Annotated in this window: 26 protein-coding genes; 15 read left to right on the top strand and 11 right to left on the bottom strand. The window is 44.2% G+C overall.

What is annotated here, in order from left to right:
• Positions 1-14 precede the first annotated feature (14 nt).
• Together LFX25_RS01155 and LFX25_RS01150 are read right to left on the bottom strand one after the other, a co-directional pair.
• Entirely contained in the window at positions 15-554 is a 540-nt protein-coding gene (locus LFX25_RS01155; RefSeq protein WP_238728467.1) for a DUF1564 domain-containing protein, read from the bottom strand.
• 95 nt (positions 555-649) lie between these two features.
• Positions 650-2431, bottom strand: a complete 1782-nt coding sequence (locus LFX25_RS01150; protein ID WP_238731464.1) for an apolipoprotein N-acyltransferase — start codon at positions 2429-2431, stop codon at positions 650-652.
• Positions 2432-2558: 127 nt separating this feature from the next.
• Here LFX25_RS01150 and murA point away from each other — a divergent pair, with 127 nt between their 5' ends.
• Together murA and LFX25_RS01140 are read left to right on the top strand one after the other, a co-directional pair.
• A complete protein-coding gene (gene murA, locus LFX25_RS01145; RefSeq protein ID WP_238728466.1) occupies positions 2559-3857 on the top strand; it encodes a UDP-N-acetylglucosamine 1-carboxyvinyltransferase in 1299 nt (432 codons plus the stop codon).
• Positions 3854-4549 (top strand): 4Fe-4S dicluster domain-containing protein, encoded by a 696-nt coding sequence (locus LFX25_RS01140; protein WP_238728465.1) that lies wholly within the window; start codon positions 3854-3856, stop codon positions 4547-4549. Before murA ends, LFX25_RS01140 begins: the two co-directional genes overlap by 4 nt.
• A gap of 29 nt (positions 4550-4578) precedes the next feature.
• Here LFX25_RS01140 and LFX25_RS01135 read toward each other — a convergent pair whose 3' ends face one another.
• The 5 genes from LFX25_RS01135 to LFX25_RS01115 are packed head-to-tail and all read right to left on the bottom strand — an operon-like array spanning position 4579 to position 7390.
• On the bottom strand, positions 4579-5064 hold the full coding sequence (locus LFX25_RS01135) for a hypothetical protein (protein WP_238728464.1): 486 nt from the start codon (positions 5062-5064) through the stop codon (positions 4579-4581).
• 17 nt (positions 5065-5081) lie between these two features.
• Positions 5082-5423 (bottom strand): LIC13255 family lipoprotein, encoded by a 342-nt coding sequence (locus LFX25_RS01130; protein WP_238728463.1) that lies wholly within the window; start codon positions 5421-5423, stop codon positions 5082-5084.
• A gap of 50 nt (positions 5424-5473) precedes the next feature.
• Complete coding sequence (locus tag LFX25_RS01125) at positions 5474-6061, bottom strand: NDR1/HIN1-like protein (protein WP_238728462.1); 588 nt, start codon at positions 6059-6061, stop codon at positions 5474-5476.
• Complete coding sequence (locus LFX25_RS01120; protein ID WP_238728461.1) at positions 6045-7067, bottom strand: zinc-binding dehydrogenase; 1023 nt, start codon at positions 7065-7067, stop codon at positions 6045-6047. The genes LFX25_RS01125 and LFX25_RS01120 overlap by 17 nt, the downstream gene beginning before the upstream one ends.
• On the bottom strand, positions 7064-7390 hold the full coding sequence (locus tag LFX25_RS01115) for a (2Fe-2S) ferredoxin domain-containing protein (RefSeq protein WP_135572588.1): 327 nt from the start codon (positions 7388-7390) through the stop codon (positions 7064-7066). Before LFX25_RS01115 ends, LFX25_RS01120 begins: the two co-directional genes overlap by 4 nt.
• A 264-nt stretch (positions 7391-7654) precedes the next feature.
• On the opposite strand from LFX25_RS01115, the gene LFX25_RS01110 reads away from it, so the two are divergent.
• The 3 genes from LFX25_RS01110 to LFX25_RS01100 are packed head-to-tail and all read left to right on the top strand — an operon-like array spanning position 7655 to position 10351.
• Positions 7655-8122, top strand: coding sequence for an LIC13259/LIC11441 family protein (locus LFX25_RS01110; RefSeq protein WP_238728460.1), 468 nt, complete (start codon positions 7655-7657; stop codon positions 8120-8122).
• 6 nt (positions 8123-8128) lie between these two features.
• A complete protein-coding gene (locus LFX25_RS01105) occupies positions 8129-9085 on the top strand; it encodes a hypothetical protein (RefSeq protein WP_238728459.1) in 957 nt (318 codons plus the stop codon).
• A gap of 18 nt (positions 9086-9103) precedes the next feature.
• On the top strand, positions 9104-10351 hold the full coding sequence (locus LFX25_RS01100; RefSeq protein ID WP_238728458.1) for an acyltransferase family protein: 1248 nt from the start codon (positions 9104-9106) through the stop codon (positions 10349-10351).
• Between the two features lie 44 nt (positions 10352-10395).
• Here LFX25_RS01100 and LFX25_RS01095 read toward each other — a convergent pair whose 3' ends face one another.
• The 3 genes from LFX25_RS01095 to LFX25_RS01085 are packed head-to-tail and all read right to left on the bottom strand — an operon-like array spanning position 10396 to position 12881.
• A complete protein-coding gene (locus LFX25_RS01095; protein WP_238728457.1) occupies positions 10396-10893 on the bottom strand; it encodes a DinB family protein in 498 nt (165 codons plus the stop codon).
• Between the two features lie 9 nt (positions 10894-10902).
• Positions 10903-12102 carry an aminotransferase-like domain-containing protein gene (locus tag LFX25_RS01090; RefSeq protein ID WP_238728456.1) on the bottom strand — a complete coding sequence of 400 codons (1200 nt, stop codon included), beginning with the start codon at positions 12100-12102 and terminating at the stop codon, positions 10903-10905.
• On the bottom strand, positions 12099-12881 hold the full coding sequence (locus LFX25_RS01085; protein WP_238728455.1) for a PhzF family phenazine biosynthesis protein: 783 nt from the start codon (positions 12879-12881) through the stop codon (positions 12099-12101). Before LFX25_RS01085 ends, LFX25_RS01090 begins: the two co-directional genes overlap by 4 nt.
• 68 nt (positions 12882-12949) lie before the next feature.
• On the opposite strand from LFX25_RS01085, the gene LFX25_RS01080 reads away from it, so the two are divergent.
• A complete protein-coding gene (locus LFX25_RS01080; protein WP_238728454.1) occupies positions 12950-14389 on the top strand; it encodes an aminotransferase-like domain-containing protein in 1440 nt (479 codons plus the stop codon).
• 58 nt (positions 14390-14447) lie between these two features.
• On the opposite strand, the gene purF is transcribed toward LFX25_RS01080, so the two are convergent.
• Positions 14448-15920: an amidophosphoribosyltransferase gene (gene purF / locus LFX25_RS01075; RefSeq protein ID WP_238728453.1), complete on the bottom strand. Its 1473-nt coding sequence runs from the start codon at positions 15918-15920 to the stop codon at positions 14448-14450.
• A gap of 41 nt (positions 15921-15961) precedes the next feature.
• Here purF and LFX25_RS01070 point away from each other — a divergent pair, with 41 nt between their 5' ends.
• From LFX25_RS01070 to LFX25_RS01030, 9 genes are all read left to right on the top strand, one after another.
• Complete coding sequence (locus LFX25_RS01070; protein WP_238728452.1) at positions 15962-17128, top strand: ribonuclease D; 1167 nt, start codon at positions 15962-15964, stop codon at positions 17126-17128.
• Between the two features lie 33 nt (positions 17129-17161).
• The gene (locus LFX25_RS01065) at positions 17162-17833 is read left to right on the top strand and encodes an NUDIX hydrolase (RefSeq protein ID WP_238728451.1); all 672 of its coding nucleotides are present in this window, start codon (positions 17162-17164) and stop codon (positions 17831-17833) included.
• Between the two features lie 291 nt (positions 17834-18124).
• Entirely contained in the window at positions 18125-18298 is a 174-nt protein-coding gene (locus tag LFX25_RS01060; RefSeq protein ID WP_238728450.1) for an LIMLP_16695 family PerRB-regulated protein, read from the top strand.
• Complete coding sequence (locus tag LFX25_RS01055; protein WP_118954305.1) at positions 18295-18693, top strand: hypothetical protein; 399 nt, start codon at positions 18295-18297, stop codon at positions 18691-18693. The genes LFX25_RS01060 and LFX25_RS01055 overlap by 4 nt, the downstream gene beginning before the upstream one ends.
• The gene (locus tag LFX25_RS01050) at positions 18690-19289 is read left to right on the top strand and encodes an RNA polymerase sigma factor (RefSeq protein ID WP_238728449.1); all 600 of its coding nucleotides are present in this window, start codon (positions 18690-18692) and stop codon (positions 19287-19289) included. The genes LFX25_RS01055 and LFX25_RS01050 overlap by 4 nt, the downstream gene beginning before the upstream one ends.
• A complete protein-coding gene (locus tag LFX25_RS01045; RefSeq protein WP_238728448.1) occupies positions 19273-19671 on the top strand; it encodes a hypothetical protein in 399 nt (132 codons plus the stop codon). Before LFX25_RS01050 ends, LFX25_RS01045 begins: the two co-directional genes overlap by 17 nt.
• Positions 19668-20114, top strand: a complete 447-nt coding sequence (locus LFX25_RS01040) for a hypothetical protein (protein ID WP_238728447.1) — start codon at positions 19668-19670, stop codon at positions 20112-20114. The genes LFX25_RS01045 and LFX25_RS01040 overlap by 4 nt, the downstream gene beginning before the upstream one ends.
• A gap of 213 nt (positions 20115-20327) precedes the next feature.
• Positions 20328-21032 (top strand): response regulator, encoded by a 705-nt coding sequence (locus LFX25_RS01035; RefSeq protein ID WP_002724505.1) that lies wholly within the window; start codon positions 20328-20330, stop codon positions 21030-21032.
• Positions 21022-22413 carry a HAMP domain-containing sensor histidine kinase gene (locus tag LFX25_RS01030; RefSeq protein WP_238728446.1) on the top strand — a complete coding sequence of 464 codons (1392 nt, stop codon included), beginning with the start codon at positions 21022-21024 and terminating at the stop codon, positions 22411-22413. Before LFX25_RS01035 ends, LFX25_RS01030 begins: the two co-directional genes overlap by 11 nt.
• Positions 22414-22449 lie beyond the last annotated feature (36 nt).

The raw sequence follows: 22449 nt of genomic DNA, 5'->3' as shown, positions 1-22449 counted from the left end.
AGACATTTTCTTTTTTAAGAATCGTACCAGTCCCGATAATCTAATGTGTAGAATATTCCATTGGGTTCGGTTTGTAAGCTTCGAGTCACTCGGTTATTGAGCAAATCGAGGTGGAGGATGTATCTGTAATTTCGGTGAAATGTTGGACCTCCTTCATTCATCGTATTCACGATAGAATCCCCCACTCCGGCCTCATCCAACTCCAAGAGATAATTAAAAAGATAACACTTCGAAACTCCATGAATCTGGGCCAGCATTCCCAAAAACGTCCAGCTGCCCGTACTCAATCGAACATTCATCCGCCGCATTTTCGCTTTTCCAGGACTGGGCTGATATAACGTTTTCCTAGCGTTCTTTCCTAAACGACCGATGGAAGTTAAATACTTTCCGTATTTCTGTAAAAGAAGAGGAATTCTTTTAGGGAGATCTTTACGAGACTCCAAGCGGAAACGAAGCAAAGTCGATTCCGGAATCAAAAGCGTAACGACATCCGTATTCGGTTCTTGCAGAATCGAACTCAGTTCTCGATCCACATTCAAAAGCAATATTCCCATAACGAAAGCGGTTCCTGGAAACGCGCCAAGGGAACATACTATAAAAAAAGATCGGAAAATTTTACCGCTTATTTGCCGACACAATCACGAAACCGTTACTTAGACTTCGATATCTTTCCTTTACGAATTCCAATCAAGAGGTTCACGTAATAAAGTCCGGTTAAAAACAACATCAACCACGGAATCAAATTTCCGTACTTCGTATAGAACGTAGGCGGAGAATCGATCACGTCTACCGTTTCGGAAAGCGCTTCCGCAGTCATCAGATCCGTTTTTTTACCGCCGACAAATCTTCCCAAGTGATCGATATTCGCGGAAATACCGGAATTCGTGGAACGCACCATCCATCTTCTCAATTCGATCGAACGAAGTCTTCCCAGCTCCATGTGCTGATCGCTTTCCGTCGTCGTGCCGTACCACTTGTCGTTGGTGAGGTTCACGATAAATTCAGGATTTCCCGCGGTTCTAAATTCTCTCACGAATTCAGGCAGAATCACTTCGTAACAAATCAACGGAAGAAATTTGCCTTCTTCCTGAACTTCCGTTTTCGCGGGTTCATAGTAAGAGCGAACTGCCTCGTGATTGAGATTCTCCGTATCGATCCAACCCAAATGCAAACCTTTCGGCGCCTTCTCCTTTTCTGCCGGAGTGTAATAGCGGATTAAATTATGATTCAAACCCGGTTCGAATCTCCCGGTCTGCTGACTCAACTCATAAAGAAAATCGAACGGCATATATTCCCCGAACATCAGAAGAAATTTTTTCTGATACGAATCCCTTCTATCCCCGTTCGGATCATATAATACGTTATTATTATAATATCTTAAATTACGAGCGCCCGGCTCGCCTTTATAACCGGCGTCGATCTCGTTGAAGAAAACGTTCGCCTTATACCGATTGGCAAGAAGAAACATCAGTGAATCGAAACGATGCCAATACAGTCTTCGCGCAACGGTGGTCACAGCCGTATTGTGTGCGGAAAAGAACGGGACCCCCGCTTCAGGAAGCACGATCAGATCGGGCTTCTTTCCCATTCTCGCGACGCCCTCGTCGGTCAGCCTTTCGATGCGGGCCATCAAAGCTTCGATGGATTCTTTTACTTCTCTTCCGTCCCTAAAACTCAAAGGTGCGTCGGGTTGGATGATCAGAACGTTCAAAGACTTAACGGGTTTTACATTCTCCCATTTTTTATAAAGAATCGCACCGGAAACGACAAAGGCCAAAAGTAAAAGAGCGGGCAACGCTGCAAAACGAAGATATTGTTTTCTCTTTTCTTTAGAATGAAAAATTTCTTTCCAATACCACGGATTCGATTGAAAGAGAGTATAAGAAACGACAAAGACCAGAAAGCTGATTCCGTAAACTCCCGTAATTTCCACGTTCTGCGCGAGAATCAAATTCCCCGCGGCGAGATTCCCCCAGTACCAAGGAAACAATTGCGGCCCGATCAACTCCGATAAAAGTCCGCAGAAACCCGCCACCCAAACCGAATGACGTCCTATCTTTCCCGAAAGATAGGAAAAACTCATCATAAAAATCGGGAACTTCAAACTGAATAAAAGCCCCGCAAATAAAAGAATGAGAATCGCGACCACATACGGAAAATTTCCGAATGTAATCGACATGTGAATGATCCAGTGGAACGAGATCGCGTAGAAAACGACTCCGATAATCAATCCCTGATAAAATAATTTTTTATACTTTCCATGGTATTTCAAACTCAGCCAAAAAAGTCCGAAAGGCGCGATCCAAACGAAATGACTCAGGGAAACGGGCGCAAAAGCTAAGAAGGAAAAAAGACCCGTCCAAAGATAACAGAATAGATTGAACCAGACTGTTTTTTGGAATTCTTGAAAACGATGATGTAAATTGTCCATGGATAAAACGTTCATCTCCTGATCGGAACGGGAAGTCAACAGAATTCGTCAAGAACGGTCGTTCCGATTCGAGGCGATCGATTACAATTCGATTTGCCAGAAAGAACCGATCCTACAACCTATCATTATGAGTTCTTCGTATTTTAAGATCATTGGAAAGACCCCTCTTCATGGAACCGTGGTTCCACAGGGAAATAAAAACGAGGCCTTGCCCTTACTCGGAGCCGTTTGTATGGTTCCCGGAACGGTCCGCATCAGCAACATTCCGGTCATTGCCGACGTTTTGATGTTAATGGAAGTTCTACGTCATTTGGGCATGGAGATCACCGAAGAAGAACCGGGAACTTATATCTTTAAACACGACGGAAATCTGAAAAACCAACTTCCCGAAGAACTCTGCTCCCGAATCCGCGGAGCCGTTACGTTGGCCGGTCCGATTCTCGCGATGACGGGAAGAGTGTTTCTTCCCAAACCCGGAGGGGATAAAATCGGAAGAAGAAGATTGGATACCCACCTTCTCGCATTACAAGCGTTAGGCGCAACGATAGAAGTTTTCCCGGACGGTTACGAAATCAAAGCGGATCGCTTGCGTGGAACGGACATTCTCATGGATGAAGCTTCCGTTACCGGAACCGAAAACGCGGTAATGGCCGCCGTATTCGCCGAAGGTACGACCATTCTCCGTCATGCGGCGAGCGAACCGCACGTTCAAAGACTTTGTCATTTTTTAAATGCCGCGGGAGCTAAGATCTCCGGAATCGGTTCCAACATTCTTACGATTGAAGGCGTTTCTTCTTTAAAACCTCCCGCCAAAGATCATAAGATCGGATCGGATTATCTAGAAGTGGGTTCGTTTATCAGTTTGGCCGCCGTAACCGGCGGAGAACTCATGATCCGCGACGTGGAGCTCGAAGATATACGTATGATTCGCATGGTCTATTCCCGTTTAGGAATCGAAGTGCGTCCTCATGAAAACGGAATTCTCGTTCCATCGGATCAGAAGATGGAGATCATCCCCGATTATCACGGAGCCACTCCGAAGATAGACGATTCTCCGTGGCCGGGTTTTCCTGCGGACATGACTTCCGTCGCGCTTGTGACCGCGACCCAATGCAAAGGAACCGTTTTGATCCACGAGAAAATGTTTGAGTCGAGACTCTTCTTCGTGGATAATATCATAGCGATGGGAGCGCAGATCATTCTTTGCGATCCGCATCGAGCGATCGTCATCGGACATTCCCGTTTGTATGGACAAAAGGTCGCAAGTCCCGATATACGCGCGGGTATGGCGATGATCATCGCCGCACTTTGCGCGGAAGGGACGAGTTATATTCATAACATCGGACAGATCGATCGAGGATTCGAAAACATCGATACGCGTTTAAGAGCCTTAGGCGCGAGAATCGAAAGAGTTAGGGAAGATTGAATCGGAAGGATTTTTTTAAAAAGGGCCTCGCGAGAATGTTCGACCTCGCTCAAGAAAGCGCGGCGGATCTCGCTTCCGGTTTTAAAGAAATCATTTCCGAAGAACAAGTTTCCGCCTCGAAATCGGCGCGGCCAGGATCCAATCCAACCGAAACGACTTCTAAAAAAACAAAAACGAAGAAGTCGTCCCAAGAAACCGAGTTTCTTCTTCCGCAACAAGTCAAACCGAATCGAAAACGTAAAATCCGAAACATTCAATCTCCGCCCGGTGCGTTAGCCGAAACCGAATTCTTAAAAAAATGCACCGGATGCGGTGATTGTATTTATGCCTGTCCTTACAGCGTTTTGTTTCCGGTCTTTGACGAGAAATCGGAAAAACATATTCCGAGAATGGACGTCAACCTCAACGCTTGTATGCTTTGTAAGGATTGGCCTTGTATCAACGCTTGCAAAGACGAAGTGCTTTTACCTTTGGACGCTCCGCCTAAGTTCGGTCAGGCGAAAGGAATTTTCGAATTTTGCATCAATTCCAAAACGGGAGAATCGACTTGTTCGAACTGCAAAGCCGCTTGTCCCGTGGATGGAGTCGTGAGTTTTAAAGGGAACAAACCTTCTTTTTCAAAGGCTTGTACGGGCTGCGGTCAATGTGTTACCGCTTGTCCAACGTTTCCAAGGGCGATTCGAGTTCAGTGAATCCGACGAACGGGTCGATTTCTCATCCATCAATAACCTAAATTCTTTCGGATCTTTTCGGGGATGTCTTCGAAATGTTTGTATTTATGTTTTTTGCCGTCCGGAAAGATCACGTAGTAGACTCCGTTTAAAATCTCCATGTAATATTTTCCCGCTTTCTTTTCGCCGGTGGCTCGGTGATCCATTTCTTTCACCATTCTTTGATAACGCGAAGGAAGAGTTTGCCAAGAACCGTAGACTTCGATTTCACCGCCGGTATTCACGGTGTAAATTCCGTTCTCATGCATGATCTTGATTCCGTTGTAATCGAACACTTCGAGGACGTTCGTCTTTTGAGTTTTGTTTTCTTTCGGTTCGATTCGATTGAGAGAAGAATTTAAATCGTCTTTCGGCAAAGAATATTTAACGATCGAGTTGTGAGCCGTTTTTTCTTTTCTTCGTACCAGAAGCAGAAACAGATAAATCAAACCCGCAAGCAAAAGACTGATGACAAAAAACCATTCCGCGGGTTTCATTTTCTTTCCTCACATCCTCAATAACGAAACTCGATCGCCTTACAAGTCGCGGGCGTTGAATCCGTGTTTGTGGAAGCCCAGGATTGACAGCTGACAGCGAGAACCGCGTTTACGCAAAGATCGATGTCCTTTTTACGAGAACGCCCAGGCACAAAGGCGGTGATTCTACGGTTCGTGTTGCAGGTCACGTCCTTGGATTCGTATGCAAAGATGAGTTTCGTGTTGGCTTCTTCGAACGTATAAAAATCCGCGTCCGTATTCTTTTGATAACATCCGATGAAAAAAATGAAACCGAAAAGAAAAAATCCGAACCGGCAATTTTTTAAAAACCGGTTTTGTATCGATGGGAAACGGGTCATAATTGCCATTCTTAGCAAAGGGAGAATCAAATCAAACCTCAAAGAATTCCTCAGATTCCCAACCCGCCTTTCTTACCCGTCTTCAAGGGAATTCTTTCGTTCACGGGGATTTGAACCGGTCCGAACATCGTCTCGTATTCGAAACTACCGCGGATCGAAATGTCGAGTTCCTTTCCGGAAAGACCGGCCCGCAGAATTCCTAAGGCGATTTGTAAAAGATCCCGATCCATCTTTTTTTCAAACAACGTTTCGACTTGAAGATCGACCGTCTTTTTCTGAAGCGCGGGAATCACGAATTTTTCGTTGGAAAGAACCCGAGCCAGCTCGGATTCTTTTCCGGTTTGATCGGGAACGTAAAAGGAAAGATCAAATTTGTGAAGCGTCACATCCGTTTCGTTCGGATTTTCGATTTCAACCTTCGCCAAAAAAATGATTTTCGGAACGGGTGGAAACGAAATCAGTTCGGCCCTTAGGATTTCCATCGACAAAACTTGGAACCTGCATTTCTGCAGGGCTTTGTAATTGTCTTTTAAAGCAGAACAGGAATGGAACCAAATCGTAAACCCGAATAGAAGTACGAATCCGATCCGAAGTCCGGAGAAGCGCAGCATCTTCAAAGGATCACTTGCCTTCCGCATACGGAGTTTGGATCAAAACTTTTCCCTTGGTCATATTGACCGCGTAGTGATCGATCGCCTCCGCCGCTTTTTCCAACGGAAATCTGGCAGCGATATCGGTCTTCAATTCCTTCTTTGCAAGCGCACGAAGTTCTCTCGAAAGTTTCCAGATCTTAAACGGACTTTGTTGCGGAACCCAAGTGGATAGCCAAAAACCTTCCAACTTCTTATCCTGAAATATCATCAATCCTGCATGTAACGGAATTTCTTTTTCGGACAAAGCTCCGTATACGATTACTCTGCTTCCGTAAGGCATCGCTCCTAAAACCCGGGCAGTCAATTCTCCCGCAACTGCATCCAGACAAACCGTGGCCTTGAGTTCGTTGGAAAGAACTCTGAGTTGTCTTTCGAAGTTGGAAGTTTCCGAATTGAGAATGTGTTCGGCTCCGACAGCCTTCAACGCAGCTTCCTGTTCCGGTTTGCGGACGACGTTGATCACTTTCATTCCTTTACGAGCGGCGATTCCGACGACCATCTTTCCCAGCGCGCTCGCGGCCGCCGTTTGAACCAACGCTTTCGCTCCCGCTCTTTGCGCCTGCTCCACCATTGCGATCGCGGTGATCGGATTCACATACAGACAGGCTCCTTGTTCCAAGGAAAGGTCGTTGCCGATCGCAAGACAACTGAACGCGTCCGTGATCATATATTCCGCGTAGACGCCGTCCCCTCTTCCCGGCGCGGTGCATGCGACATTCTTCCCTTTCAGATACGAGCCGTACCAACCTCCTCCCGAAGCGACGACCGTTCCGCTTCCTTCGAAACCGGGAACGACGGGAAGTTTCTTTTTGATTCCGTAAAGACCTCTTAAAAACATCAAGTCGGAAGGATTGATCGAAGCGGAATGCATTCGAATCAGCACTTCTCCTTTTTTCAAAGGGCGGATCGTTTTTTCCACGATCACCGCTCTGCTCTTGTTCTCGCTGTATTCTTTTAACTCTAACGCCTTGTATGTTTTTGGGAGGTTCATTGGTTTTCCTTTAAGATTAAATGTTGGATCTTTTCGAGTTCTTCGGATTGAATATAATACTTTAAGAATATATCAATGTCTTCTTCGGTTCTTAAGGAGAACCATCTTCCTTCGGGATAACTCACTTGAACGGGACCGAGTTCGCATCGATCCAAACATCCCGCCCTTTGAATTCTGATTTTGCCTTCCACGGACAGGTCTTTCATCTTTTTTTTGAGAGAAGCTAACAGCTGAATCGAACCCGAGCGGCCGCAGGAAACCCGTTCCCCTTCCGCTCTTACGTTCTCGCATACAAAAACGTGTTTCGTGTAAAAGTTCGACATGGATGAGAAACCTCGATTTTCTTTTTCAGTAGAATCCAACGCCCGGTCGATTGTGCAACCGTTAATACGGATCGCTTTAACCAAAAAGGGGTATGATATCTTGTCATTCTGGTCGGTTTCGAAACGAATTGTTCGCTTTCAAAGCTTGGAGCTAACGTTGAATACGAGCATTTTTTAAATTTTAAACGATTCCTTACTTTACACCAAGGTTTTTTCTTAAATCATAGACTTAAACTTTGTACACATTTTTCGGAGATTCGTAAAATGCGGAAAATTCTAATCTTATCCGTCGGTATCCTCGTTTTTTTATCCGTTTGTAAAAAACCGCAACCTGTTATTACCGAACCGGAAAAAGACGCACTACAACAAATCCTCGTAGAAAACGAAACCGTTCACGGTTTTCTAATGAAGGAAGAAAATAAAATTCCGAACACGGAAAAGTTAGTCGCTCGTATACTCGACTTAATCGCGTTAAACGGAGGTCTAAAAGATTCCGCGGAAAAGATGGCAAATTCTTTGAAGAACAAGGACTCGAAAGACGTCGAAAAATTCTTCCAAGCATATTCTTCCTTTTCCGAAAACCTCGCGGAGAGTCTAAAACTTGCCGGCGGAACCGGCGTTTTCAATAAGTTCTATTGTCCGATGGTGAACAAAACCTGGGTCAGTCACGGAACTAAAATCGAAAATCCGTACGCGCCCGAAATGAGAGACTGTGGGGACTTAGTTCCCTAACAATAAGTGGAAGTAATCCTGGATAAAGAAGTAAAGACCCGCTGCAAAATCGGTATCTCGCTGGGAGAACCGTGTCCTGCCAATTGCAGACAAAATCTGATCCCGAATGATTGGAGCCGCGAAATCAGGGAATCCTGTATCGCAGGCGAGAAGATGAACGCGTTCGCGGAAGGAAAGGCGGGAATTAACGTCGGCGCGTCCGCGTTCTTACAAGCGCACCCTCTCGTATTGGAGGAATTCATCTCCAAGGGAGAAGTTTATTTCGAAGTACTTCGATATTTTCTCGCGATCATCGAACCGCAAAAAATCAAAGAAGTCATCGAAGCGTTCAGCAACAAACTTCTTTATAAAATCATAATACATGAATACAACATATTCCAACAAACCGAAGACGAGCGAAGACGTCTTAAAAAAACGGCTTCGTTCATGGATTTAAAATCGAACGAATATTGGACTTCTTTGAGTCCTCAGCGGGTTTGCAGCTTTATCGCGTATTGTCTTCAGGAAGCGAAGGACCCGGAGTTCGCCTCGCAATTTTTAACCGTTCTTCCTCCCGAAGCCGTTTCCGATCTGAGAAACCTCGCGGGTTTGAACTTGGAAGAAGAGAAGGAACTTTATCTTTCGCTCAAAGACGGAATCTACGAACTGCCGATTCGAAGCCCGGGAATTTATCGGCATATTCTTACCTTGTTTGAAGACGATCCGGAGATCTTTTTGATCCTTTCCACCATGGAAGATCTCGTTTCCAGAAAACAACAGATCATCGAATCCTCTCACGTGATTCTGGAAAAATACAGATCGGGAAAACTCAACCACCAATCCTTATTTGCGGATCTTTCCGTTTTGGAACCGGAAATCACGATGGAAATCCTGGGAATTTTCGAAGAGAAGGGAATTATCGGACGTTCCGAAAAAAACCTCATCAAAGAACTTCTTTCCAAACAAAAACATTCCAAAAACTAAAAAACGGTTCAAGCCGAGATGTTCCGTAAAATCCGTCTTTATTTGTTTTCTCCGTTTATCAAAAACGAAAACGAGATACAGTCTTTAAACGGAATCCGCGCGATCGCAATTTTGCTGGTAATCGTGTATCACGTTTGGCTTCCATTCGGTGTGGCGGGTTTCCCCGAAATTTTGCGGAGCGTTTTTTCGAATTTCAATTCGGGTGTGGATTTATTTTTCGTTCTCAGCGGTTTTTTGATATATTCAAGAATTCTAAAATACCAAACCGATCCGGCGGCTTTTTCCAAACGAAACTTCTTTTTGGCGCGTTCCCTACGGATTTTCCCGGCCTATTATTTTTGTCTGTTCGTTCTATACTTGTATTTTCAAGGTCAACACGATCGTTTATCCGCTATCGCAATTCCGAATGAATTGCAGACCGCAGAATTGAATCAGCTCTCGGCGATTCTACGGAGCTGCTATGCGGACTTGTTCTATATTTCAAATTACACGAAACATCGTCTTTCTTTAGTCGGTTGGTCTTTGTCCATTGAAGAACAGTTTTATCTGATTCTTCCGTTCTTTTCCGCGTTCTTTTTATTTCGATTCGGGATTAGGGTAAGAGTTCCGATTCTATCGATTCTCTATTTCGTTCCCCTTCTGTTTCGAATCGCGTATGTTCTGAACGATGCCGATCTTACCGTATTGATCTATTCCCATACCCGGATGGACAGCCTTTTGATCGGGATGATTCTCGCTGAGTGGAAAACAACAACGGATGTATCTTTGGAAAATAGGACATCGTCAAACAACGATAAAACAACCATCCTCGGCGGCTCGATGCAAATTCCGTTTATAAGAAAACGGTTTTCGGAACCGGTTTTGTTCCTTTTCGCAATCGGTATATTAGCGATCGGTCATATTTATCCGCTGGAACACGGGTTTCGAAAAACATTCGGATATAATTGTTTCAATGCCGGCTACGCGGTTTTGATTTATCTTTCCTTACAAAAGGAGAGTCTGATCGCGCGCGTATTCGGACTCGGATTCTTTCGACCGATCGCGAGGCTCAGTTATACGATGTATCTCTGGAACATTTTGATCGCAGGTCTTGCGGTTTCCAAAATTCTTTCCAGAATTACACAACCCGGACCGAACGATTTTGCAACGGCGATTGGAACGGCGATTCTTTATTGTTTTGCCGTTTCCTGGGTTTTGTATCTCGTCGTAGAAAGACCGTTTTTAATTTTGAAGGAAAGAATTCTCCCCAAAAACGAAACTCGTTAAACCGACATTCCAAATGAGGCGTGTCGATCCGCACTTCCATTTTCTTATACGCTCCCCATCCAAGCCAGATCCGTAACGCCCACATCGAAACCCATTTGCGTCAAAAGGGTCGTGATCTGTCCTCTATGATGCGTTTGATGATTGAAAAGATGAGCGACCAAAACCCAAGTCGGTTTTTCCAGCTCCCTTTGATACATAAGGCTGAAAAATTTATACGGAGAATTCAGCCAATCCGATTGAATCGTCTTTGTCCATTCGATGATCTGCGTATCGTAATCCTTACGGGTTCGAGTCAATTCCTCAAAACTCGTAAAAAGGTCCGAACCCGCGGGACCTTTCGGAAGAGGTTCGTTGTGAAATCGAGCCATCCAAGACATGTCCACCCAAAGGATATGATTGAGAGTCGAATGGATCGATTTAAAGAACGCGTGTCGATCCTCCTTTCTCTGTGAATCGGATAACTTTAGACAAACGTTATATACTTTTTCGTTCATCCATCGATTGTACTCGGCCATCAGTCCGCAGTATTCCGGAGTCAACATACGATTCTCCTAAACTTGGATTTTTGAAATCTTTCGGATCGATTCGGAAATTCTTACAATTCCGGTTTCGATCGCCTCCAAGGAAGAATGCGAAAAATTGATTCTCATCGTATCCGTTTCGGGATCATTCGTATAAAACGGGATTCCGGGAACGAAAGCCACATTGTTTGCGATTGCGGATTCGAACAACTCCATCGACGAAATAAAACCTTTCAGTTTCAGCCAGAAAAACATTCCGCCTTGAGGCGAAACCCATTCCGCAAAACCGCTCATCGATCTACGCAGAGATGCTTCCATACATTCTTTCTTGATACGATAAGAAGAACGCGTTTTTACGATTTGTAAATCCAAATCGTAAAGATTCAAATATTCGTCCAAAACGATTTGTGAAAGAAGATTCGAATGAAGATCGCTCGCCTGTTTCGCGATTAAAATCTTATCAATTATTTGTTTCGGAGCGCAGATCCAACCTACTCGAAAACCGGGCGTCAAGATTTTGGAAAAAGTGCCGAGACTGATCGTTCCTTCCGGATACAAGGATTGAATGCTGGGAAGATTCTCCGAATCGAAACGGATTTCTCCGTAAGGATTATCCTCGACCAAAATGGAATTTTGCGATTTTAGAATCTCCGCAAGACGTTTTCTTTTTTCAAGAGGAGTGGTTTTTCCGGTCGGATTTTGAAACGTCGGATTTGAATACAAAAACTTAGGAACGGTAGTTGCAAACGATCGCTTCAAAAATTCGAGATCCATTCCGTCTTCTTCCAGCGGGATTCCGACCAAGGAAGGTTCGTACAAAGAAAATGCCTGGATCGCTCCCAAATAACCCGGACGTTCGATAAAGATCGGATCTCCCGGATTGATCAGAACCTTTCCGATCAAATCCAAAGCCTGCTGGGAACCGGTCGTTATCAGAATGTTTTCCGAACTCAAAGGATAGTTTATGTTTTTGTAATATATTTCGAAAATTTTCTCTCGGAGCGGAGTGAATCCTTCGGAAATTCCGTATTGAAGAAGATCCGAACCGTATTTTCGAAACGCGCTTTCCGTAGATAAGCGAAGTTCTTCCACGGGAAACAAAGAAGGATCGGGATGTCCCCCCGCAAACGAAATCATTCCCGGATGAGAAGTCGCTTTCAAGATCTCGCGGATAAACGACCGGCTCGATTTTAGAATCCGATCCGAAAAATAAAACTGCTCCCGATTCATATCTCGATCCAACCTTCCAAATACGATACGCAGGTTCCTCCGATTCGAACGCGTTCGCCCAAATTCTCGCAAAAAAGTTTTCCTCCTCTGCTCGAAGCCTGATACGCTTGGAGACTCTTTTTGCCGAGACGTTCGGACCAAAACGGAATGAGCGTGCAATGGGAAGAACCGGTAACCGGATCTTCTGCTAAGCCGATGCTCGCGGAAAAAAATCGGGATAAAAAGTCGAATTCACCCGAACCAGGACAGGTTAGAATGACGCCTAACGCGTCCATATTTCTTAATCCCTGAATGTCGCATTGAACTTCTCTAAGCTGGGTTTCGTTTTCATAGACGAGCATATAATCCCGCGCTTTCCAAACTTCCTTAGGTCGAATCGAAAACGAATTCAGCACTATTTCCGGCGCCTCAACAAGCGCCGGTTTTCGGGAAGGGAAATCGAGATAAAGAACATTCTCTTTTTTGAATACGTTTAATTCTCCCGATAGGGATTGAAAACGAATCCGATCGCCCGTAAACCCGCCTTCGTCAAATAGATAAAACGCGGTCGCGAGCGTAGCGTGTCCGCAAAGATCGACTTCTCGAAGCGGTGTAAACCAACGAATACGATACGATTCTCCTTCTCGAACGAAGAATACGGTTTCGCTCAGATTATTCTCCATCGCGATCTTTTGCATCCGTTCGTCCGAAATCCATTCCTGCAAAGGACAAACCGCGGCGGGATTTCCCTGAAAGACTTTTTGTGCAAAGGCGTCGATCTGAAGAATTCTAAGTTTCATAAAAAATGATTTCCTTCCTGAAGTAATCCTGTTATAACAAATTTACAACGATCATAACAGATACAGAAATGAGCATTTTAACCAGTACAGATCAAAATTCAAAATACGAAACGATCGCGGAAAGCCTCAAAACCATGCTTGAATCGGGGGTTTTGCGAGCGGGGGACAAACTTCCTTCTTTGCGGAAAATTTCGCAGGAAAAAAAAGTGAGCATTTCGACGGTCCTGCTCGCATACGAACTTTTGGAAAACGAAGGTTATATCGAATCCAAGCCGAAATCGGGTTATGTGGTTCTCGCAAGAAAGGGAACTTCGAAACTTCCCACCATGCCCAAAAAGCCGAAGCTCGTTTCCTCTTTCGGAATCGACGAAAGAATTTCCTCGCTCATTGATTCATTACAAAATCCTGATATTCTTCCTTTGGGAACGGGAATTCCGGAAAAGGAATATCTTCCGATTCCTTCTTTGCATAAGAATCTAAAAAAGGCGATCTTGATGGCGGACAGCCACAACTATCAAAATTCTCAAGGATACGTTGGACTCAGAAAACAGTTGTCTCTTCGTTCTTCTTTACAAGGAGTTTCTGCGCACGAATCCGAAATCATCGTAACGAACGGATGTCAGGATGCGCTCAACCTCTGTATCAAGGTTCTTACAAAACCGGGCGATCTGATCGCGGTCGAATCTCCCGTTTATTTCGGAATTTTGCAAAGCATTCAAAGGCAGGGAAGAAAACTTTTGGAAATCCCGGTCGATCCGCTCTCCGGTATGAGCCTTTCGCATTTCGAGGAGGCGCTAAATCGTTATCCCATCCAATGCGTAATCCTCAATCCGAATTTTCAAAACCCTACGGGAAGTCTTGTTTCCAACGAGAATAAAAAGGCGTTCGTCGATTTATGTTCGAGCAAAAATATTCCGATCATCGAGGACGATATTTATGGAGATTTGTATTTTAATTCTTCGCGTCCTCTTTCCTTAAAGTCCTTCGATAAAAAAGAAAACGTATATAAGATTTCTTCGTATTCAAAGATCATATCGCCCGATCTCCGAATCGGATGGATCTTACCGGGAAAGAAGGGGCACGAACTTCAAAAAGAAATCAAACTTTCGAGACTCGCTCTCTCGAGCATTCCCCAAATCGCCTTAAGCGAATATTTGAAAACCTCATACGAAAGAAACTTAAAGATGCTGCGTAGGAATCTTTCTTCCAATCTTGCTAAAATCCGAGAATCGGTTTTAAAACATTTTCCGGAATCTACTTCGATTTCCAACCCACAAGGCGGTCTCGTATTTTGGATCGAACTGCCGGATAAGATCGATAGCCTTCTTCTACAGAACGAAGCTTGGAAACACAACATATCGGTCGCACCCGGTCCGATCTTTTCGGGCACAGGGAACTTCAGAAACTTTTTGCGTTTGAGCGGAGGAATCAAACTTACCCCGAAGGTGGAAGAGAAAATCAAGACGTTAGGAAAACTGGCTTCTCAACTGAAGAATTCTTTGTCTTGAAAAACGAAAGGTTTCGACATTCTCCGTTTCAGCGCTTTCCGATTCCGGTAAGGCCGTTTTAATAAACGGCCCTTTCTTCCACTTGATATTCTTTGAATAAACTCTTTTGATTTCCGACTTCGCTTTGGAACTCCACCGGATATTGAGCCGTAAAACAAGCGTTGCAGAATCCTCCGCCCTTGTGATCCAAAACCGCGCGGTTCATGGACTCGACGGAAAGATAGGCGATGCTATCGACTCTTAGGTATTTGCGGATTTCTTCAATAGTGTGCGTTGCGGCGATCAGTTCGTTGTGGGTCGGAATATCGATTCCGTAATAGCAAGGGGATATGGTCGGAGGTGCGGAAACTCGGAGATGGATTTCTTTGGCGCCCGCGTTTCGGATCATCTTGATGATCTTTCGACTCGTAGTCCCTCTCATGATGGAATCGTCGACCACGATCACTCGTTTTCCTTCGACGACGTTTCGAACCACGTTGTATTTGATCTTGGCTCCGAAATCTCGGATCTTTTGATCCGGTTCGATGAACGTTCTTCCGATATAATGAGATCGAATCAATCCGGATTGATAGGAAATTCCGGATTCTTCCGCATAACCTAAAGCTGCGATGCTCGCAGAATCGGGAACTGGAATTACAACGTCCGCTTCCACAGGCAATTCTCTGGCTAAGAATCTTCCTAAATTCTTACGAACCTTGTAAACCGATTCGCCGAAGATGTTGGAATCAGGTCTTGCAAAATAGATATATTCGAAGATACAAAGACTTGGGGTCGCTTTCGGAAACGGATAATAGGAATTCACTCCGTTCTTATCGACGACGATCATCTCACCCGGTTCCACATCCCTTTCGTATTTCGTATCGGTGATGTCGAAGGCACAGGTTTCGGACGCAAATACGATTGATCCGTCTTCCCTACGCCCCATCACCAAGGGACGGAATCCATTCGGATCGCGCACTGCAATCAACTGGGATTTGGTAAGAATGACAAGCGAATACGCCCCTCTTACTTTTTTGAGAGCGGACGAAAGCGCGGAGAGAAAATCGGATTCTCCCGAACGGGCCATAAGGTGAACGATCACTTCCGAGTCGATCGTGGTTTGGAAAATGCTTCCTTCTTTTTCGAGCTGGCTTCTGAGCTCCCAAGAATTGACCAAATTTCCATTGTGGGCCAAGGAAACGGCCCCGAGATGGGATTCGACCCGAAGAGGTTGTGCGTTTCTTAAAAAGCTGGCGCCGGTCGTGGAATAACGATTGTGACCGATGGCCGAATTGCCCTGAAGTTCCTTGAGTTTGGTTTCGGTGAAAATATTGGCGACCAGCCCCATTCCGGCGTAGCGATAGAGGTGTTCCCCGTCCGAGGAGACGATCCCGCTGGATTCCTGGCCCCGATGCTGCATCGAGTAAAGACCTAAATACGTGAAATTCGACGCTTCCGATGAATTAAAAATACCAAAAATCGCGCATTCATCTTTTGGTTTGTCATCCTGGGCTTGTCTTCTTACTCTGGATTTATCGGGAATTCGACTCATTCTCTGCCTTCTTAAGCTTAAAATCTCAGGTCGCGTTTTTCATGCAAATAAATTCCGACTACATAGTCGTAGATACAATTCGAAGCCTACAACTCGTTCTCATTAATTTGAGCCAGGCGGACTCTATCTCCATCGATACGGAGTCCTCCGGTTATTATACGTATTTTTCCAAGGTCTGTCTGATTCAAATTTCGGCTAAGGGAAAAAATTACATCATCGATCCGTTGAAGCTACAAAACTTAGATGGTCTCGGAAGTTTATTCGAAGATAAAAAAATTCTAAAAATCTTCCATTCCGCCATCGATGATATCAAAGCCCTGAAAAAGGATTTCGGTTTTACGTTCGTAAATATCGCCGATACTGGATTCAGTTCGCGTCTTTTGGATCACGATCAATATTCTCTTACATACCTCGTCGATTATTATCATAAAATTAAGCTTTCCAAGAAGGAGCAGAAGTCTAACTGGGAAAAGCGGCCGTTGGAAAAAAGCCAACTTCAATACGCAGCTTTGGATACGGTTTATTTAGAAACGATTTGGGAAAAGATGAAGGAAGAGCTCACAAAGAGAAGCCTCTTTGAGGAAGCTCTTTCCGAGTTCGAAAAAATCGCATCCGAAGAACCCGGTTCCGAAGGAAATTCCATTTCAATGGACAAGTTCCCGGATATTTTGGAATACAGCGCGGACGAAAGAAGATTCATCTACGATACGCTCGTGTTTCGGGACGATAAATCGAGAAAGTTGAATAAGGCGCCGTTTCGAGTCTTCAACAACGAAAAAGTGGTCCAGCTCGTAAAGTCGAGAAGGGACATGTCCAAGTTAACCGAAATTCTCGGGAAGAAGGATGCGGAAACACTGTTTCAAATTTATGCGAATCCGAGCGGACCTCCGATTCAAAAATCGGAATTGTTTAAAAAACCTGGCGAGAATCTGACGAACGAAGAGGGAGAACGTTTTAAACGTTTGAGAATCTGGAGAGAAACGATCATGTCGATTCGGAGAATGAGTCATCAGATGATGCCTTCGAATAAGATGATCGCGGAACTCGCGCAGAGAAATCCGAAGACGCTCGACGAACTCAGGGAGATGAATCTTTTCTCGGAATGGAAAGTGGTTCACTACGGACCTTCGATCCTGGCCGCCTTGGAAAACGTTCCATACGAATCGAATATCAAAGGATTGATTCCGATTAACAAAAAATTCGAATAGAGGAATATTCAAAATTCTGAATGCAGGTAAAGAATGAGATTTGATTTTCAGTCGCTCAAAACCCAGCTTGCAGTTCCTCAGGAAAGTTTTACCGGAATTCCGACCCCGCCCATTGGAGAGGAAAAATCAAGGGCCTCGTCCGTTATTCTTCCCATATACGAAAACCCCGATTCTACTCAGGGAATCATCCTACAAAAAAGAAATTCCAATCTGAAAGCGCATCCGGGGCAAATTGCGTTTCCCGGCGGTGCGCATTCCAAACGAGACAAGAATCTTTTGGATACGGCCCTTCGCGAATGGGAAGAGGAAATGGGAGAATCCAGTTCCGTTCTCGAAGTTCTCGGCGAATATCACGGACTTTTTACGCATACAGGATTTCATATTTCTCCCTTTATCGCTCGATACGCCGGCTCATTTCGTTTCAACACGAATCCGGAAGAAGTAGAACGTTCTATCCTACTCGATTTGAATCGTTTGGAAACGGCTCCGTTTTATTCGATTCGAATTCGGAGATCCGGCGCAAGAGAAATCGAAATCTATTATTTCGATTTGGAAGAAGGATTACTCTGGGGGGCTACGGGAAGAATCATCGTAAACTTTTTGCGCGAATATGCCGGTTTTGAAAGACAACCGACTCAAGTGGAACCGAATTTAGGCAGCCCTCCTTTTTTTGATCCGGTTCGGAAATTCTCTAAAAAAAATTAAAAAGACATTTTTTTCTTCAGCTAGTTTGCCGTCTGAAAATTGTAGATACGATTCTGTCTCGTAGTCCGTGTCGACAGGAGCGAGGAAAGAATTCAAAGTGTCCAAACGAGACTTCGAACTTTTCAAAAGGATCGATAAATTATCGTGCGGATTCTTTCAAACTGCCGATATTTATATAAGACATAATAAAATAAAACGAAGAACCCAAAAGGTTAAGATGAGATACGAACAAAACTGTTTCAAACTCAGCAACGACCTTCTATGGGGCGGCGTTAAGGAGGTAAAACAACGATGAAGATGATTAAGAATCTATTTCAAACCGAAATACGCAATTCCTACCTAAAAGAAAGTTTTCAAGAAGAAGAATGGTATCAATCCTTGATCAACCGTCCCGGTATCGAAGAAAGAATTCCTTACTTCAAGACCAGAGCGGAAAATAAAAAAGTAACAGCCATTGTAAGATGAACCCTGAAGAAAAAGCAAAATTATTAGAAACGCTGGACTTGATTCTGAAACACCTTCAGAATCAAAGCTCCAACTCCGGATCCGACTACAAAGTGGTTCTTTATTTGGTTCCGATCTTCGGAATCGTATTCGGATGTTCCTTGCTGTTTTTCGTTTTTTATTGGTGGTATAGACAAAGGATAGAAATCATCAAAGCCGGACTTTACAAAAAGGAAAGCTTCGATCTTAGAACGTATTCTTTCTTTTTAGGTTTGATCCTGACCTTTGTCGGAATCGCGCTCTCCATCGGATTCATTTCCGTATTAGGTCAATCGCTTGCAATGCTCGGAGGACTTGTTCCGCTCGGAACCGGTTTAGGATTGCTCTGCTATTATAAATTCTCCCGATCTCGATGAGGGAAAACCTTCCCATTGTATGCAACCAGGAAGACTGGGACTGCATTCAAAAAGTATTACACGGCGATTTCAATTCGTTCGAATTGCTGATGAACCGTTATCAGGGATTGGTTTATTCCCAAGCGATCAAGGCCTTTCGTAACGAAACGGAGGCCGAAGATTTCACCCAGGACATATTTTTAAAGGCATTCGAAAGTTTATCCACGTTCCAAGGTAGATCCCAATTCTCCACTTGGTTGTTCGTAATCGCGAGAAACGAAATCATCCGAAGATACCGCCGAGAACACCCCGAGGTCGCCGGACTCGACGCGTTGATTCTCGCGGAAACCGAAAAAGATAAACAAAGAGAAATCTCTTCCGAACAGGAAGCAAAACTTCTCAAACAGGAAAGCTCCGAGAAGATCCGAAACCTTGTAGAAAGCCTTCCCGAACTCTATCGCAAACCGATTTCTCTCCATTACTTCGAGAATATGTCTTATAAAGAAATTTCAAAAAAATTAAACTTGAAAATGAACACTTTAAAGAGTTATATTTTCAGGGGTAAGGAAATCATGAGGGATTGGTTAAACAAGGAAGAGAATGAAAAACAAGAATAATTCCGTTCCCCATTCTCCCGAACCCGATTCGCTTCCGCCGGAACTCGAAGAAAAACTGCACTTTTTCGAAGAGGAAACCCTAAACACTCGGGAAAATACGCCTGTTCCGCCGGATTTAAAACGAAGAGTCATGCTCCATATCGTTCCCGTCCGTCACATTAAGATTATCTTATCCGGCCTTTTTCTACTCGGGTTTTCTCCGCTTACGGTTTTGTTTTTTTTGGATCTAGGATTTTTGATCGAAACGGGACTTCTCGCTTTCATTTTAGTGACGAGCAGCATTCTCTTTTGTGTTTTCGCAATTTTAGCCGGTATCTACCTTGTCCATTATAGAAATCCATACACCAAAGAATGGAAAAATAAATTAGGCTTTTTCGAATGAATAGAAAGAATATTAGAATTTCCTTTTTCTCTCTTTTGATTTTTTCCGCGCTCGCGTCGACGAACTCGCTTTTGGCGGATCAGACCTCTTCCGCTGCGGATAAAGAAACGAAACCGGTTATGGGTGCGAGAGAATATCTGAACGCCGACCTGGATCGCGTATTTCCGATCATTCAAAAAATGAAAAAGGACGAAGCGGCGATCTTAATCACTCAAATCAGGGAAGAATCCAAAAAAGAATGGCCTAACGCAGACAAGTTCTACTTTCTGATTTCCCATCTCGAAGGCATCAAAGCGATCGAAGAAGAACACGAACGACTGAGAAGCCTGAACGAAGTGTATCTAATCGGAACGTTATTGCTCTCGGGTTTTCTCGTCTTTTCGATTTTCCGTCAAAGAACCTTGATTCGCAAGATCAACGCTCAATTAGGTGATAAAGAGTAATCTTTGTTTTCTCTCTGTCATTTAACAAAACGCTGAAAATCGAATTTCTGTAGTTTGTAATTTTTTCGTATTCTAATTGTAACGAATTTCTGGAATATTAGGATTATAAACATTGCCCGGTCTAATGAAAAGGATCTCGCGGTTTTCGGTTTTCTAAAAAAGGAAAATCGATTTGTAAAAAAACAGCGATAGATCGGGAAAAGAACAGGACTCATGAAAAACCAATCAGGGAACCCAGGGCAAAAAGTCCTCGTTGTTGACGACGAGGAAGATATCGCCGAGCTGATCCGATTCCACCTCGAAGAAAACGGCTATCAAGTCGACACATGCCAAAACGGGTTAGAAGTTCTCCCAAAACTCGAAAAGAACACACCGGATCTCGTAATTCTAGATTTGATGCTTCCGGGAATCGGCGGAATGGATCTATGCAAAAAGATCAAAGAAAAGTATTCCATGCCGATCATCATGGTTACCGCAAAATCCGGTGAGACCGAGGCGGTTCTCGGATTAGAACTCGGTGCGGACGACTATGTCCGTAAACCGTTCAGCACTCGCGAATTGATCGCTAGAGTTCGTTCCGTTTTAAGAAGAACCAAAGAAGGAGAGGAAGAGGAACAATTCGAAGGAAACATCACCATCGGAAACATCTTTCTCAACTTGAAAGCCCATAAGGCTTTTATCAACAATTCGGAAGTGGATTTAACCCTCATCGAATATAAGATTCTCAATCTCTTTATGACCAACCCGGGCGTGGCTTTTACAAGAGACAAATTATTGGACCGCGTTTGGGGAAAAGATATTTACGTTACCGACCGAGCTGTCGACGTAAATATCAAGAGACTGCGCGACAAACTCGGAGACGAAAAGGAAAGACTCGAGACGATACGCGGAATCGGCTATAGATTCAATGAGGCGTAGCTTATTTTCAAAACTCCTTCTTAGCAACTGGCTGCTTTTGCTTGTACTCCTCGTTGTTGCCGGCGCGGTACTTTTCGCGGAGAAGTTCATTCATCCCGATTTTAGAATTCTTCTTTTTTCCTTTTACGTTCTTTTTGCCATGTTCGGGACGTTCTACATGTCCTACTCGATCGCAAAGAGAGTCGCGGAACCTCTCGACAGAATCGAAAAAAAAACGAGCGATATCAACGCGGGAGATTTCGGTTCCGAGTTGGCTCTTTCGGACATTCGGGAACTCGCGGACTTAGCTTCTTCCATCAATCTCATGTCCAGTCGATTGAAGAATCAATTCGTGGATCTTACGATCGAAAAGGAAAAATTCGATTCCGTTTTACAAAATCTGAAAGAGGGTGTGTTTGCGATCGATCCGGACAACGCCTCCATTCTTTTTCAAAATAAAAGTATTCCGGGTTCTTTGATCGAACCGAATTCAAGATCCAGAAAAGTAACGGACGCGACGCGAGATCCGAGACTTTTGGAATTCGTTTTAAATCATCTCAAAGGTCCGAGCGATTCCAAGATGGAACTCGATCTTGGACAGAATTTTTACACGATCAAGATGTATCCTCTGAAAACGAACGGTAAAACGCTGATGTATATCGGCGTGATCCGAAACATCACCGAAGAAAAACAATCGCATATCATTCGGGAACAATTCGTGCAGAACGCTTCTCACGAACTCAAAACTCCGATCACGTCCATAAAGGGATATACGGAAACGTTGCTCGATCGTTTACGCCTTTCACCGGAAAGTCACGAAAAACGATTTCTAGACGCGATTTCCAGAAACACGGATCGTATGGTGCGTATCGTCGAAGATATGCTGACCATCACACGAATCGAAAATCAAACAAAGATCGCGGGCGATGAAGAATTCTCCCTGAAATCTCTTGTGGAGAATCTGAGTTATACCGTGGAAGGGGTCGTTTCCTCCAAAGGTCAAAAGTTTGTCGTAGAAATGCCTGAACCTTTGATGATCGCCGCGGATTGGGTTCTTTTGGAACACATGCTCTTAAACTTGATCTCGAACGCGTCCTCTTATTCTCCCGAAGGAAAAACGATCACTCTGAAAATTCTTCCCGTAAAAACGGATCAGGTTCAGTTCCAAGTGATCGATCAGGGGATCGGAATTCAAGACGAGGACAAAAGCAGAATCTTTGAAAGATTTTTCCGAGTCGATAAGAACCGTTCCCGTAAAGAAGGCGGAACCGGTCTCGGTCTTTCCATCGTAAAACATATCGTGCGTCTTCACCACGGCTCCGTAAAGGTTTTCGACAACCCGGAAGGCGGGACGATTTTTGCGGTTACGATTCCGATTCGTTATCAAGCCGAAGTTTCCTGAATTCTTCTTTCCGGCAGAGATAATTTTCCAAACATA

This window comes from Leptospira sanjuanensis (assembly GCF_022267325.1).
Taxonomy (GTDB): Bacteria; Spirochaetota; Leptospiria; order Leptospirales; family Leptospiraceae; genus Leptospira; species Leptospira sanjuanensis.
Note: the sequence above shows the minus strand (reverse complement) of the source record. Positions and strands in the feature narration are given on the sequence as shown.

Coding starts and splice junctions, on each gene's coding strand:
- LFX25_RS01155 (WP_238728467.1), bottom strand. CDS start 554: ATGGGAATATTGCTTTTGAATGTGGATCGAGAACTGAGTTCGATTCTG.
- LFX25_RS01150 (WP_238731464.1), bottom strand. CDS start 2,431: ATGGACAATTTACATCATCGTTTTCAAGAATTCCAAAAAACAGTCTGG.
- murA (WP_238728466.1), top strand. CDS start 2,559: ATGAGTTCTTCGTATTTTAAGATCATTGGAAAGACCCCTCTTCATGGA.
- LFX25_RS01135 (WP_238728464.1), bottom strand. CDS start 5,064: ATGAAACCCGCGGAATGGTTTTTTGTCATCAGTCTTTTGCTTGCGGGT.
- LFX25_RS01130 (WP_238728463.1), bottom strand. CDS start 5,423: ATGACCCGTTTCCCATCGATACAAAACCGGTTTTTAAAAAATTGCCGG.
- LFX25_RS01125 (WP_238728462.1), bottom strand. CDS start 6,061: ATGCGGAAGGCAAGTGATCCTTTGAAGATGCTGCGCTTCTCCGGACTT.
- LFX25_RS01120 (WP_238728461.1), bottom strand. CDS start 7,067: ATGAACCTCCCAAAAACATACAAGGCGTTAGAGTTAAAAGAATACAGC.
- LFX25_RS01115 (WP_135572588.1), bottom strand. CDS start 7,390: ATGTCGAACTTTTACACGAAACACGTTTTTGTATGCGAGAACGTAAGA.
- LFX25_RS01110 (WP_238728460.1), top strand. CDS start 7,655: ATGCGGAAAATTCTAATCTTATCCGTCGGTATCCTCGTTTTTTTATCC.
- LFX25_RS01100 (WP_238728458.1), top strand. CDS start 9,104: ATGTTCCGTAAAATCCGTCTTTATTTGTTTTCTCCGTTTATCAAAAAC.
- LFX25_RS01095 (WP_238728457.1), bottom strand. CDS start 10,893: ATGTTGACTCCGGAATACTGCGGACTGATGGCCGAGTACAATCGATGG.
- LFX25_RS01090 (WP_238728456.1), bottom strand. CDS start 12,102: ATGAATCGGGAGCAGTTTTATTTTTCGGATCGGATTCTAAAATCGAGC.
- LFX25_RS01085 (WP_238728455.1), bottom strand. CDS start 12,881: ATGAAACTTAGAATTCTTCAGATCGACGCCTTTGCACAAAAAGTCTTT.
- LFX25_RS01080 (WP_238728454.1), top strand. CDS start 12,950: ATGAGCATTTTAACCAGTACAGATCAAAATTCAAAATACGAAACGATC.
- purF (WP_238728453.1), bottom strand. CDS start 15,920: ATGAGTCGAATTCCCGATAAATCCAGAGTAAGAAGACAAGCCCAGGAT.
- LFX25_RS01070 (WP_238728452.1), top strand. CDS start 15,962: ATGCAAATAAATTCCGACTACATAGTCGTAGATACAATTCGAAGCCTA.
- LFX25_RS01065 (WP_238728451.1), top strand. CDS start 17,162: ATGAGATTTGATTTTCAGTCGCTCAAAACCCAGCTTGCAGTTCCTCAG.
- LFX25_RS01060 (WP_238728450.1), top strand. CDS start 18,125: ATGAAGATGATTAAGAATCTATTTCAAACCGAAATACGCAATTCCTAC.
- LFX25_RS01055 (WP_118954305.1), top strand. CDS start 18,295: ATGAACCCTGAAGAAAAAGCAAAATTATTAGAAACGCTGGACTTGATT.
- LFX25_RS01050 (WP_238728449.1), top strand. CDS start 18,690: ATGAGGGAAAACCTTCCCATTGTATGCAACCAGGAAGACTGGGACTGC.
- LFX25_RS01045 (WP_238728448.1), top strand. CDS start 19,273: ATGAAAAACAAGAATAATTCCGTTCCCCATTCTCCCGAACCCGATTCG.
- LFX25_RS01040 (WP_238728447.1), top strand. CDS start 19,668: ATGAATAGAAAGAATATTAGAATTTCCTTTTTCTCTCTTTTGATTTTT.
- LFX25_RS01035 (WP_002724505.1), top strand. CDS start 20,328: ATGAAAAACCAATCAGGGAACCCAGGGCAAAAAGTCCTCGTTGTTGAC.
- LFX25_RS01030 (WP_238728446.1), top strand. CDS start 21,022: ATGAGGCGTAGCTTATTTTCAAAACTCCTTCTTAGCAACTGGCTGCTT.